Source organism: uncultured Roseibium sp. (genome assembly GCF_947494555.1).
Classification (GTDB): domain Bacteria; phylum Pseudomonadota; class Alphaproteobacteria; order Rhizobiales; family Stappiaceae; genus Roseibium.
Genome location: NZ_CANLVF010000003.1, coordinates 295064 through 308033 on the forward strand (window position 1 = coordinate 295064; position 12970 = coordinate 308033).

Sequence of the window (12970 nt, forward strand, 5' to 3'; positions counted from 1 at the left end):
CACAGCACGCAGCTTTGAAATCACGTGCCGCCACGCCTCGCAGCGTGCGTCAGGCAGCGTCCGTTGCCTCTTCAAGATCGACAATCGCCGCGCGGTTGCCTTCCTCAATGTTCTGCAGAACGATTTCCATGGCAGTTTCAGGCGACATGCGCGTTTCATCCTGAAGCGCTATCAGATTGCCGACGAGCTGACTTGATACCGCCAGCAATTCCGCCGGACAAAGGGTATCCTGGTATCGACCAAGGACACCGACCAACTCCTGACGCAGAGTAAAATGAGTGTTCGACGGAGCAGTGTATCTCACGGCCTAACCTCCTCTAAACGAACTATAAAAACTTGCACAACCAACAAACTCCAGATGAGGTCGCAGGCGAACGATGTTGCAAACAATTGAAAGAAAACAGAGCTTCGAGTCGCTTCTACCTTCCGCTATCAGTCACCTTTCAACAAATACTAAGCACGATTAAATTATTTTGCACCGAGCGAAAAAATCACCTCAATCAACGGAAACGACATACTTTTCCTCAATGCCTATCAAGGTAGTTTACTTAAAAATATACTTGATTTCAATTTGGCTATATTACGGACCAATCCAGCCTGAATACGTCCTCGCACAAACGCGGGTGCAAGGTGGCATCAACCTGCAAATTCAGTCGTGCCAGCGCGCCTTAGAATAATGATCTTGCGTGTCGCTCGGGGCCCGGTCATGTCCTTGGCCGGAGACCGGTAAGAGGAACTCACTTTCATGACGCATACCGGCAAGACCGCGGCTGCCTGGGCCTTGCCGGTTTTGCGTCCCTGGAGGCGGAAGACCGCCTCCAGGGACAGAGGTTAACTAGCGTCCGCCGACGACGATCCGGTCGAGTATGAGCGCACAGAACAGGATCGCGAGGCCAGCCAGGATACCCTGACCCGCAGCTGCATATTGCAAGGCCTCAAGGACGTCTTCGCCCAACCCCTTTGCACCGATCAGCGAGGCTACGACAACCATCGCGAGGGACAAGAGGATGGTCTGGTTGACGCCCGCCATTATGGTTCTTCGGGCAAGCGGAAGGTCGACGCGCCACAGCAGATACCGGGGTGTCGCACCGAACGCGAGCGCAGCTTCACGCACGGTCTCCGGCACTTGCTGCAGCCCGAGAACCGTGAAGCGGATAACGGGTGGGCTCCCGAAGATCATCGTTGCGACCACACCTGCCGGTTTACCGGATCCAATGAAGGCGACAACCGGGATGAGGTAGACGAAGGACGGCATCGACTGCATGAAGTCGAGGATCGGACGAACCACCGCAAAGACCCTCGGCCGGCGCGCGCAATAGATCCCGAGCGGAATGCCGAGGCTGATTGAGATGAGCGCAGCAGCGCCCAGGAGGGCAATGGTCGTCATTGCCTTTTCCCAGAAATCAAGCAGACCCAGATAAGCCAGTGCCGCCCCGGTGAAAATCGCAACACGAGGTCCCGCCGACAGGTACCCCAGCATGATGATCACCAGCGCAACCACCGGCCACGGCGTTCCAACCAGAACGACCTCAATGCCATCAAGAAGCGTCCTCATGCCGAAAGTCAAACTGTCGAAAAACCCCCGTCCGACCGTCTTCGTCCAGTCGAAGACCGCCTGAACGCCATCGCCGACCACCAGACGCCAGTTTCGATCTGTTGGAAAGTTGGCAAGGGCCGCAATGGCATCGGGCCGTGCGAAGCGTATCGTCGACAGCACGACTACCGCCACCGTCAACGCTGCGGCGACAGCAAGACGTTGTTGCGACCATCCACTCGCAACACTCTGGTCGGAGCGCCAACGCGTGAATTGCTCCTCAAGTGTCCAGTTCGCGACCGAGGCTATCAGGAATTTGATCGCCAACAGAACAATCAGGCCGAAGCCGAGATAAATGAGGCCGCTGGAGTCAGCTGCAGCGGCCGCTGCCTGCGCGTCCGCATACGCCGTTTCCAGGGAACTCGCGGCGCGTTTGAGACTGTCCAGAGATGAGGCTCCGGACTGCTCGGCGGCCGTGATTTGCTGTCGGCGCAGCTCCAGCGTTTGCGCGATCTGATCCGCCCGTTCCCGCAAAGATCTGCCCAGATCGCCGAAAAGGCCAAGGCCTATCTGGATGTAGGCGAAGGTTTCGAGAACCAGAAACCCAAGGAACCACGACCAGAGTCCCCGTGCCCCGAACCAGATGGGACCGAGAAGACCCGCCGAAAGGTTCAGCGTGAAACAATAGCCGGGCGCCTTCATCATGACGGCGAAAGTGCGCTGATAATATTCCTGCTGGGTGCCGACGAAAGAGGCGATCAGCGTGTTCAGCCGGTCCGCGGTTTCGGGCTTAATGTCGTTTTCATCAACAGTGCTCATGACCGTATCCCTCATGCCTGGCTGCTCTGGATGGCGCGCAGAAGCCCTGCCTGATCAATCACGCCCACATCATGTCCGTTTTCCCGAACACGAACGACGCCGTTGCCCTCCGTGCAAATCGAGATCAGGTCATTCAGATCCATGTCCGGATGGGCCGAGGCCGCCTCATCGGGGATAGGACCATGCTTTGCTTCAAACTCCGCCACAGGCTTCATGACTGAGTGCGCGAAAATCATATTGAGCTTGGAAATGCCGGCCACGAAATCCGCGACATAGTCGTCGGCGGGATTGAGTATGATGTCTTCCGGCGTCCCGATCTGAACGATCTGACCATCCTTCATGATCGCAATCCTGTTGCCGATGCGGATCGCCTCATCAAGGTCGTGCGTGATGAACATGGTCGTTTTGTTCAGCTTGGCACTCAATTCCATGAACTGATCCTGAAGCTGCTTGCGAATAAGCGGATCCAGGGCTGAGAACGGTTCATCCATCAGGAGGATGTCCGGATCGGATGCGATCGCACGTGCCAGTCCGACGCGCTGCTGCATGCCGCCGGACAGCTCATGAGCATATTTGTCTTCCCAACCGCTCAATTCGACGAGTTCAAGAACCCGGTCGGCTTCTTCCCAGCGGCGGGCCTTGCCGGTACCGCGTATCTCAAGTGGCATCGCCACATTGTCGCGCACGGTCCGGTGCGGCATCAGACCGAAGTTCTGGAACACCATTGCAACCCGGTGATTGCGCAAGCGGCGCAATTCGGTGGCGTTCATCTGAACGACATCCTGATCGTTCACCAGGATATGTCCTGCGGTCGGCTCCAGGAGACGGTTGACGTGACGGACGAGAGTCGATTTTCCAGACCCCGAAAGGCCCATGATGCAAAAGAGCTCTCCACGATTGATCTGGAATGTCGCGTCGGCAACGCCCACGACACAGTTATATTTTTCAAGGACTTCAGCTTTTGAAAGACCTTCGGCGTGAATGGCGTTCAGTGCTTCTTCGGAGCGGGCTCCAAACACCTTCCAGACAGACCGGGCATCGATTGCGATATCAGCAGACACACCTATCCCCTTTGCTGAAAAGGAGGTACAGCCCCAGGCCGGGCGGCCTGGGGCATGACCTGCTGGAGTGTTAGTTCAGGCCGAGCCAGCCATCGACAACTTCCCCGTTTCCTTCGATCCAGGCCGCGACGACTTCGTCGATCTCGCCGCCTTTGACCACCACTTCATAGGTCAGCTGGGACAGGTGATCGGCATCCATGCTGATATTGGCAAGGAACTGCGCCGCTGCCGGATTTCTCTCATCGAGGGACTTGGAATAGGCAACCTTCACGGTCTTGACGAGATCACCGGTCGTGATCTTGGACTTGTTGTACCAGTCGGCATCCTGGTCCGGCTGGATGATCTTGAATTGTGCCGGATCGTGCTCAGGCTCCTCAAGCATGACGACGTCATAGAGCGCGTGCACGTAATGCGGCTTGTAGCAGTAGAACACCACGCCCTTCTTCTGGTCCACGGCATCCTTCAGCCGTGCATAGAAAACGGTTTCGTCTTCAGTTGTCGGCGCCAGGAATGTTTCAATTCCATAATCGCGCACCTTGACCTTGTGAACATTCGTAGAGGCCCATCCGGAGGCACCAACCCAGATTTCGCCCGTGCCGTCCCCATCGCCATCGTAGAGACCCTGTGCGTCAGGTGTGGCAAGATCGAATACGGATTTGATGTTGTGCTCTTCGGCCATGTAAGTCGGAGTGCAGAAACCGGTTTGACCCGAGTAGCTGCCGGCAGAAAGTGCAACTGTGCCTTTCTGATCGACATACTCATCGGTAAACGACGACTGGTTCGGCAACCAGACATCCGGATGAACGTCGATATCGCCGCGCCCGCCGTCCATGGCTGCGAAAATGACCGCGTTGGCGCCCGGAGCATATCCGACTTCGCCTCCAAGACGGCTTTCAATGACCTGGCCGATCAGGTTGGCCATGATTTTCGCCCCGGGCCAGCTCGGTTCACCGACCATAACTTTTTCCTGTGCAATGGCACCGGTCGTACCCAGACCCAGGACCAGGGCGGCAGCTATCAGGGGTTGCTTTGCATATTTCATTTTTTCGTTCCTCTGGCAGGTTGTGTGAACGCTCTCAGGCGCGCGCCCGCTTTCGTTGCGGGTCTATGAAAGGAGTGTTGGAAACCGTCGAACCGAGGCGCTTCATGCGTCCGTCAAGCTGACCGATTTCAAGTCTTGTTCCGTTTTCGGCGTGTTCGACCGCGATGCGCGCCATTGCAATCGCATGCTCCAGTGTCGGCGAGCGCGTTGCAGACGTCACAGTCCCGATCTGCCGCTCGCCGGCATAAACCGGTGCGCCATGCGCTGGCACATCGTCGCTGTCGACGAGCAAGCCCTTCAACAGACGGCGCGGTTCACGCGCGTTTCTTTCCAAAGCCGCCTTGCCGACGAAATCCTCTTTGCCGAGATCGACGGCAAATCCCAGACCCGCCTCAAAGGCATCGACATCCGGTGCGAACTCGGCGTTCCGCGCTGCAAGACCCGCTTCTATACGTATGATCTCCAGCGCGGCGGTCCCCATCGGAGTAACGCCGAATTCGGTTCCGGCGGACATGATCGCGTCCCAGATCTCGATCGCGTCAGACGCGGTGCAGAAGATCTCGTAACCCAGCTCGCCCGTGTACCCGGTTCTGGACAACAGGAATGGAGCGCCTTCGCGGTCCTTGAGCCGGGCAACCGTCACGCCGAACCACTTCAACTGGTCCAGCGCGGGAACATGTGGTTGCGTGAACACGATCTTCCGCAAAAGATCCCGGGATTTCGGCCCCTGAAGCGCAAGGTTCGGCAGCGCGTCGCGATTGTCCTGAATACGCACCTGAAGGTTCCGTTCACGCGCCAGCGTTTCAAGAGAACGGGCGCTTTCCTCCGAGCCGCAGCACCAGCGGAACAGTTCGGGGCCCAATCGCAGCAACGTGCCATCGTCGATGACGGTGCCGCTCTCGTCGCACATCAGTGTGTAGGACGCTCGCCAGACGGCGAGCTTTTCGACATTGCGCGTTGTGGCCAGCTGCATCAGTTTCGAAGCGTCCGGGCCGATAATGTCGTATTTACGCAGCCCGCTCATGTCCTGGATCGTGACAGCTTCGCGGCAGGCCCAATATTCGCCTAACGTTCCGTAGGATGGAAAACTGACCGGCGCCCAAAGATTTCGGGCGGGTGCAAACTGCTGTGTCAGACGCGTCAAACGTTCGTGGAACGCGGAGTTCTGACTGATTGTCATCGGGGCATCTTCCTTTTCGCGATAGGCTACAGCCCGTCGAACCGGTTGATCGGCCCGATAAATGCGCACGTGAATATCCGTCGGATTCCAGCCGTTGATCGGATCGATATCGTCCGGGCACGCCGTGGACACGCACACCGTGTCGGTCATGGCCCGCATGGCCACATAGTCGCCGGGACGCGAATAAGATTCCTCGGTCTGGATCGTGTGGTGATGGGGATCGATCCAGGTGTTCCAGAAGAAATTGATCGCCGGCCAGGCAGACCTTCGGCCAACGCCATAAGGATCAAGCGCACGGGACATGTTGTCAGAGCAGTTTACGTGCCCCGGAAAGCCGCGTTCCTCATAGCCTCTTGCCGTGCAGGCCAGGCCAAATGTGTCGTGACGGCCGCAAGTGTCCTGCACCACGTTCAGCATGGGGCGCATCTCACGATCGTAAAACTTGTCGAACAGACCCGGCTCCGGGTAGGCGCGCCGCACCATGGACCGCGTCGCGGTGCTGTCGATCATCCATTCCTGTCCGGCGTCGAGGCCATCTGAACGAAACGCCATGAAGTCCGAACACTGTTGTCCTTCGACATCAATAATCTGGACGATTTCACCTTGCTTAAGCTCGTAGGCAACGCCGGTCCCGGCCCGTACCGTGAATTCCTCGCGCATGTCCGCCAAGGGGGCCGGGAGCAATGGAGACATAGCGGAGGACGGCGCGTGGCTGACCGCCACCGTACCGCCGGCAGTGCCGGAAATGAGTTCCTGAGCACCTGCCGGCCGGACCAGCCACGCATCTGTGTCACGGCGGGCCTTCAGGACCAGCGTCTCGCCGGGCTCTGCCATGAGGTGGCTTTTGAAGGTCCACTGGTCGTCAGCGCCTCGGGTGCGCGTCCAACCGATGAATTCTGCACTATCGAAGCTTGCCGGATCCAGCTCTGATCCGGCAGTCAGGCCGAGCGCATCCAGATCATCTTGACCATCTGCCGAGAGAGCGACCAGTTCCAACTGTCCTGGCCCACTGAGCCCGTCCACTGACAGAAGATCTCCTGCTTTCAACTTCAGATGCAGGGCCTGCCGAGGGGAGAGCAGATAGGTCAGGGCCTGCGAGGGTTTCCTGAATCCGGGGAACTTTCGGGCCAGCGTTTCATGGCCGACATTGTTAAACGCATAAAGAACTGTCTGGCTGCGCATTTCTAGCATTTCCGCCAAATGTAACTAGTTACATAGGTTGTTAAAACCAGTTACATATGTCAAGTCTCATCGACGATCGATTTTTGAATTCGTGCGATTTTGGAGGCGTATGACCAGCACCAGATACCGCAAACGTGCCAATCTCAGGGATGTTGCGAAACTGGCGAATGTTTCGGTAGCGACCGTTTCGCGTGTTTTGAATTCACCGGACAGCGTGGCCAAAAACACAAAGGCGGTTGTCGATGCTGCGATCGCCGAATTGCGCTTTGTCCCAAGCGCTGCCGCCCGCGCCATAAACTCCGGGCGATCCCGCTTTGTCGGGGCGCTGGTTCCGACCCTGGACCATGCGATTTTTGCGCGTTATCTGGCAGCACTTGAACAGACGCTGTCCGACTATCGCCTGTCCCTCGTCGTTGCCACGACAAATGGCGATGCTGCGGTTGAAGCACAAAAGGCGCAGACGCTGGTCGACATCGGCGCAGAAGGGCTCGTCATTTCGGGAATCACGCACGAACGCGAGCTTTACGAGTTGATCGAACGGTGCCAGTTGCCGTCTGTGGCGACCTCTTACTACGATCCGGACTTCCTGCTGCCTACGATCGGCTATGACAACGTCGATGCCGGGCGGATCGCGCTTGAGCATCTTTTGTCGCTCGGTCACAGCGCGATCGCAGTGGTGCATGGCTCGCTGACCAGCAACGACCGTACGCTGGCCCGTATCAAGGGTCTGGAAGGCCATGACGATGCGCAAATGAGCTTTCTGGAAGCGGATCTTTCAGTCGAGGCAGGTTGTGCAGCCGCGCGTCAGATCCTATCCGGGAAACAACGCGCCACTGCGGTCTTGTGCCTGTCCGACGTGCTCGCGACCGGCGTGCTTTATGAATTGAACCGGCAGGGCGTTTCGGTTCCGCAGGACATTTCCATCGTCGGGATTGATGACCTGCCTGGGTCTGCACATACAACACCCGGACTGACGACCGTTCACTTGCCTGTTGTGCGGATGGGACATGCTACAGCGGTGGCGATTTCCGAGTGGATCGAAAATGGCGTCGTACCCGCTGAAAAACTATTCGATACCGATCTGATCATTCGAGGATCAACCAGTCCGCTACACGCGGACTGAAGGTTTTTCGGGCGCGGTCTTGCCGCGCCCGAGATTGGCTGTATTCGCGGAAATCAGGCCCGCCCTTTCCAGGGGACCAGTATCCGTTCTGCCATCCGCATGAGAATATCGATGCTGTAGCCGACTATACCGATGAGGATGATCCCCATGATCACGATATCGGTAAGCTGGAACTTGGAAGCAGCGATAATCATCATCCCGGCGCCCTTTTGGGCAGCAACCAGTTCGGCGGCAACAACCGTTCCCCAGCACACACCCATGGCAACACGAGCGCCAGTGAAGATTTCAGGCAGTGAATTGGGAACGATGACATAACGCAGGATCTGGCGCTTGTTTGCCCCCAGCGAGAAGGCCGCGTGCACCTTGGAGATGTTCACGCCGGACACACCGGCTCTTGCGGCGATCGTCATGATCCAGAGCGCTGCCAGGAACAGGAGCACGATCTTTCCTGTCTCCCAAATGCCGAACCAGATGATCACGAGCGGAATGAGCGCAAGTGGGGGAACCGGACGCATGAATTCCACGATCGGATCGAACCAGCCCCGGACCCAACTGGACAGGCCCATTGCATAGCCAAGCGGTATGCCGATCAGCGCGCCTGCGACGAACCCACCGACCACACGCATCAGGGACCAGCCCAAATGCTCCCAAAGGGTGAAGTTCTGGTAACCCTGCGAGGCGATTTCCGTGAAACGGCTGGCAACGGCTTCCGGAGACGGCATCCAGATGGGTTCCATCTGCAAACCCTTGCTGGGTTCGAAATTCAACGACCCTTTCGGCGTCATGCTGATGGTCCCGTTGGAAACGTTCACTGTTTCTCCCGGTGCAATAGGCTGCCCATCGACCTCCGTGACCTTAGCGCCGTCACCGTCGTTTCGCGTGACACGCAGCAGCACGGAACGCCATGCGCCCACGGTGCCTGAGTCATTTTGTGCAAATCCGTCGTTCGGAGCGACTTCAGGTGCATCAATCTTCTTGCCGGGCTCATGCACGATCACATCAACCGTGGCGTTGCTTGTCTCCCCCGCATCGTTGGTCACGGTATAGGTGAAGTTCGTTTCGCCGACGAAGGGCCCGGGAACGTGAAACGGAACCAGTTTGGATCCGGTGAAGGCGCCCCAGATGAAGAAGATCACAACAACGGAAATCACCGACGCAGCCCTGTTGGGCCTAATGGCGCTTTCATCACCGAATGTCACGGTCTTCAGGCTGGTGAAATCCTGCCCACTCTGCATCATCCTGCTGAGATAGGTGACCAGAAAATAGCTGGCGAGAAACAGCGCTGCATAAACGAGAAAGACGACAGATCCGGTCATGCGGCAGTCTCCGATCGGCCCATGATTTCTTCTTCCATTTCCCAGATCATCGAGAGGATTTCTTCACGCGTCTCCGCAAATCCCTCGCTTTTCTTGACGTCGCGCAGGTCTGCCTGCACGCCTCGTTCGGCAAATGGCAGCCGGTATTCCTTGTGAATGCGTCCGGGTCTTGGTGCCATGACCAACAGGCGCTCACCAAGAAGCAGGGCTTCTTCCACCGAGTGCGTGATCAGGATGACGGTCTTGCCCGTTTCCTTCCAGAGTTTGAGAACCAGCCCCTGCATCTTTTCACGGGTCAGCGCATCCAGGGCGCCCAACGGCTCATCCATCAGGATCACATCGGGATCGTTTGCAAGACAGCGTGCCAGAGCGACACGTTGCTGCATCCCGCCGGAAAGTTCGTAGACCGCCTTTTCCTTGAAATCTCCCAAACCCACCGTGTCCAGCAGATGGTCGACGATCTGGTCGCGTTCGTTTTTCGGCATCGATTTCATGCGCGGACCGAACTCAACGTTCTTGCGCACATTCATCCATTCAAACAGCGCGCCCTTCTGAAACACCATGCCACGCTCTGCGTTGGGTCCGGTCACCACATGACCGTTCATACGGACCTGACCGCCTGTGGGCGCCAGGAAGCCTGCTACGATATTCAAAAGGGTGGTTTTTCCGCAGCCTGATGGGCCCAGGACCGACATGATTTCGCCGGTCTTCAGCTCAATGGACACGTCCTTGAGCGCTTGCACGTGCGACCCGTTGGGCAGATCGAAACGCATTGAAACATCTTCGATATGGAGGCCGTCCATAGTCAGTCATCTCCTGCAGTCATAGGAAAAGGAAAATGGGGCGGCGCGAGTTGCCGCCCCATGTCGTGCAGGGATGCGGTCTTATTCGGTACCGGTAGCCGCCAGGTAGCTGGAATCTACAGTGTCGACATAGCTGTCGAGCGCCTGCGGAATGGACCCGGCACCCTGGAAGACATCCGCAACACCAAGCATGAAGGTCTGAACGTTTCCGCCCATCCACTTGTCGCTCAGCTTGTCTTCAACATTCGGGAACGTGAAGGTTGCGAGCGTGGCTTCCGTGGCATCCACATCCATACCGGCGTCCTTGGCGATGACCTCGATCATTTCCGCCTTGTTCTCACCGGAGTTCCACATGGCATTCGCTTCTGCGGTAACCTTCAGGAACTTTGTCAGCATTTCGGACTCTTCAGCAGCAAAATCAGCCGGAACGCTGATGCCGTCAAAGACGAGAATGCCGAGTTCTTCCTTCTCTGCACCCGTCAGAAGCACGTTACCGTGTTCCAGCATACGCCGCAGGGCACCGCCCCAACCGCAGACCATGTCAAGGCTTCCCTGCGCGAATGCGGCCGCGCCGTCAGCTGGCGCCATGTCGACGATTTCCATCGTGGAGATATCGACATCAAAATGCTTCATCTGCGACAGGAAGCCATAGTGAGCCGCCGTTCCGATCGGCACACCCACCTGCTTGCCTTCCAGTTCCTTGGCATTGTTCTTGTCGATTTCCAGCGTTTCCGCGACCACGCAGTTGTCGTTTTCAGAGTAGCTGACGGCAATATCGGTCAGGATCAGGTCCTGGCCTGCGGATGCTGCCACGACGAAAGGCGGTACGCCCTGGCTGACGGCAATCTGAACGTCGCCTGACGCCATCGCGGCGGACATCGCTGTGCCGGTATCAAACGAAACCCAGTTGATCGGCACACCAAGCGCTTCATCGTAAAGGCCTTTTTCCTTCGCATACTGGAAGGGCATCGGCCACTCCAGGAAGTAAGCAACCGTCAATTCCTGAGCCGCGGAAGTTGCCGGCATACCGGCCACCATACCCAGTGCTGCAAGAGTGCCGAATAGTTTAGATCTGTAGGTCATTGAATTTTTCTCACTGTTCCCTCGGTGCTGTACAGACGCGCAGATTTTCCTGTCTCGTGCCGCTCTCCTCGAACATCGGCTTGCCTGCATATGAAAATGGTTACGGCAGAATGCCGCGGTTACAACAGAAACACTCAACTGGATCTAATCTATCTCTAAATCTGGCCCTATATGTCACCGCCGGGCCGTGTTGACTGAGAACAATTGGTGCAACGGACTGCTTGATTTGTGAGCAAGCGCACAAATTTCCGCTCACACAGTCCCGTTTTGAATTCACCGAGAACTCGTCCAAGACCCCGAGACATGAGAGGACATTGCCATGAACGTTGCCGCCTCCCCGAATGATCTGAGCGAAATCATTGAAGCAGACCGCAACCATGTCTGGCATCATCTGCTGCAGCACAAGGCTCTGGAGACGATCGATCCGAAGATCATGGTCGAAGGCAAGGGCATGCGCCTCTGGGATGCGACCGGCAAGGAACATCTCGACGCTGTGTCCGGAGGCGTCTGGACCGTGAATGTCGGTTATGGCCGCGAGTCTATCGCCGACGCGATCCGCGACCAGCTCGTCAAACTGAATTATTTCGCGCATTCTGCCGGCTCTATCCCCGGTTCGCTCTTCTCGGAAAAGCTGATCTCGAAAATGCCGGGCATGAGCAGGGTATATTTCACCAACTCGGGAACTGAGGCGAACGAGAAGGCGTTCAAGATGGTCCGCCAGATCGCGCACAAGCGCTATGGTGGCAAAAAGCACAAAATCCTCTACCGCGAGCGCGATTACCACGGTTCTTCCATCACGGCGATTTCCGCCGGTGGACAGCAGGAGCGCAACGCGCAGTACGGCCCCTATACGCCGGGCTTCGTCGAGGTTCCGCATTGCTGCGAGTACCGGGCTCAGTGGGACGTCGAGAACTATGGCGAGCGCGCCGCCGACGCGATTGAGGAAGTTATCCTGCGCGAAGGACCCGAGACGGTCGGCGCCCTGTGCCTTGAACCGGTAACAGCCGGTGGCGGCGTGATCACACCGCCAAAAGGATACTGGGAACGCGTCCAGGAGATTTGCAAAAAGTACGATGTCCTTTTGCATATCGACGAAGTTGTCTGCGGTGTCGGACGTACAGGCACCTGGTTCGGGTACCAGCACTTCGGCATCAAGCCGGACTTCGTCACCATGGCGAAAGGCGTTGCGTCGGGCTATGCCGCAATCGCCTGCCTGGTTACGACCGAAGAAGTGTTCGACATGTTCAAGGACGATGCCAGCGACCCGATGAGCTTCTTCCGTGACATATCCACGTTCGGCGGATGCACCGCCGGTCCTGCCGCCGCGCTCGAAAACATGCGGATCATTGAGGACGAGGGTCTGCTCGACAACACGACAAAAATGGGTGACCGGCTGATTGCAAATCTCAACGGTCTCATGGAAAAACATCGTGTCGTTGGCGACGTCCGCGGCAAGGGCCTTTTCTGCGGCGCCGAACTGGTGGCGGATCGTGCAACACGCGAGCCCGTTGCCGAAAAGCAAATGCAAGCTGTCGCAGCCGACTGCATGTCTCAAGGCGTCATCATTGGCGTCAGCAACAGGGCAGTCCCTGGCCTCAACAACGTCATTTGCCTGTCTCCTGCCCTGATCGCCTCCAGTGACGACATCGATCACATTACGGATGCGATCGACGGAGCCCTGACGCGGGTGTTTGGCTGAGACATCTGACAATTGGAAGCCAAATCTGACAGGGGCACGGCGCTGTTGCATCGCCGTGCCCCTGTCAGAGAGACCTTGCCTACTTTCGTTTCCAAAGAATTTGCCAAATCGGCGCGACGTCTATTTAA

The 12970-nt window shown here is 57.3% G+C and carries 10 protein-coding genes; 2 read left to right on the forward strand and 8 right to left on the reverse strand.

Features of this window, described 5'->3' with window-relative positions; translation table 11 throughout:
• Window positions 1-49: 49 nt before the first annotated feature.
• From Q0915_RS16125 to Q0915_RS16145, 5 genes are all read right to left on the reverse strand, one after another.
• Window positions 50-304, reverse strand: coding sequence for a hypothetical protein (locus tag Q0915_RS16125; RefSeq protein WP_299475520.1), 255 nt, complete (start codon window positions 302-304; stop codon window positions 50-52).
• Between the two features lie 531 nt (window positions 305-835).
• A complete protein-coding gene (locus tag Q0915_RS16130) occupies window positions 836-2353 on the reverse strand; it encodes an ABC transporter permease subunit (protein WP_299475523.1) in 1518 nt (505 codons plus the stop codon).
• An 11-nt stretch (window positions 2354-2364) separates the two neighbouring features.
• Window positions 2365-3414, reverse strand: a complete 1050-nt coding sequence (locus Q0915_RS16135; protein WP_299475526.1) for a glycine betaine/L-proline ABC transporter ATP-binding protein — start codon at window positions 3412-3414, stop codon at window positions 2365-2367.
• Window positions 3415-3484: 70 nt separating this feature from the next.
• On the reverse strand, window positions 3485-4456 hold the full coding sequence (locus Q0915_RS16140; RefSeq protein ID WP_299475529.1) for a glycine betaine ABC transporter substrate-binding protein: 972 nt from the start codon (window positions 4454-4456) through the stop codon (window positions 3485-3487).
• Window positions 4457-4490: 34 nt separating this feature from the next.
• Window positions 4491-6818: an aminomethyltransferase family protein gene (locus Q0915_RS16145; protein ID WP_299475532.1), complete on the reverse strand. Its 2328-nt coding sequence runs from the start codon at window positions 6816-6818 to the stop codon at window positions 4491-4493.
• A gap of 109 nt (window positions 6819-6927) precedes the next feature.
• Between Q0915_RS16145 and Q0915_RS16150 the strand changes: the two genes are divergently transcribed.
• Window positions 6928-7941, forward strand: a complete 1014-nt coding sequence (locus tag Q0915_RS16150; protein WP_299475535.1) for a LacI family DNA-binding transcriptional regulator — start codon at window positions 6928-6930, stop codon at window positions 7939-7941.
• Window positions 7942-7994: 53 nt separating this feature from the next.
• Here the strand turns inward: Q0915_RS16150 and Q0915_RS16155 are convergent, their stop codons facing one another.
• The 3 genes from Q0915_RS16155 to Q0915_RS16165 all read right to left on the reverse strand — a co-directional run bounded on the left by Q0915_RS16155 (window position 7995) and on the right by Q0915_RS16165 (window position 11143).
• The gene (locus Q0915_RS16155) at window positions 7995-9257 is read right to left on the reverse strand and encodes an ABC transporter permease subunit (RefSeq protein WP_299475538.1); all 1263 of its coding nucleotides are present in this window, start codon (window positions 9255-9257) and stop codon (window positions 7995-7997) included.
• Window positions 9254-10060: an ABC transporter ATP-binding protein gene (locus Q0915_RS16160; protein WP_299475541.1), complete on the reverse strand. Its 807-nt coding sequence runs from the start codon at window positions 10058-10060 to the stop codon at window positions 9254-9256. The genes Q0915_RS16155 and Q0915_RS16160 overlap by 4 nt, the downstream gene beginning before the upstream one ends.
• 81 nt (window positions 10061-10141) lie before the next feature.
• Window positions 10142-11143: an ABC transporter substrate-binding protein gene (locus Q0915_RS16165; RefSeq protein ID WP_299475544.1), complete on the reverse strand. Its 1002-nt coding sequence runs from the start codon at window positions 11141-11143 to the stop codon at window positions 10142-10144.
• 319 nt (window positions 11144-11462) lie between these two features.
• Between Q0915_RS16165 and Q0915_RS16170 the strand changes: the two genes are divergently transcribed.
• A complete protein-coding gene (locus Q0915_RS16170) occupies window positions 11463-12842 on the forward strand; it encodes an aminotransferase class III-fold pyridoxal phosphate-dependent enzyme (protein ID WP_299475547.1) in 1380 nt (459 codons plus the stop codon).
• Window positions 12843-12970: the final 128 nt, after the last annotated feature.

What these genes read in the sequence shown, in the direction of transcription:
- Q0915_RS16160 (WP_299475541.1), bottom strand. Translation starts at nt 10,060, where the DNA reads ATGGACGGCCTCCATATCGAAGATGTTTCAATGCGTTTCGATCTGCCC.
- Q0915_RS16145 (WP_299475532.1), bottom strand. Translation starts at nt 6,818, where the DNA reads ATGCGCAGCCAGACAGTTCTTTATGCGTTTAACAATGTCGGCCATGAA.
- Q0915_RS16165 (WP_299475544.1), bottom strand. Translation starts at nt 11,143, where the DNA reads ATGACCTACAGATCTAAACTATTCGGCACTCTTGCAGCACTGGGTATG.
- Q0915_RS16155 (WP_299475538.1), bottom strand. Translation starts at nt 9,257, where the DNA reads ATGACCGGATCTGTCGTCTTTCTCGTTTATGCAGCGCTGTTTCTCGCC.
- Q0915_RS16130 (WP_299475523.1), bottom strand. Translation starts at nt 2,353, where the DNA reads ATGAGCACTGTTGATGAAAACGACATTAAGCCCGAAACCGCGGACCGG.
- Q0915_RS16150 (WP_299475535.1), top strand. Translation starts at nt 6,928, where the DNA reads ATGACCAGCACCAGATACCGCAAACGTGCCAATCTCAGGGATGTTGCG.
- Q0915_RS16170 (WP_299475547.1), top strand. Translation starts at nt 11,463, where the DNA reads ATGAACGTTGCCGCCTCCCCGAATGATCTGAGCGAAATCATTGAAGCA.
- Q0915_RS16140 (WP_299475529.1), bottom strand. Translation starts at nt 4,456, where the DNA reads ATGAAATATGCAAAGCAACCCCTGATAGCTGCCGCCCTGGTCCTGGGT.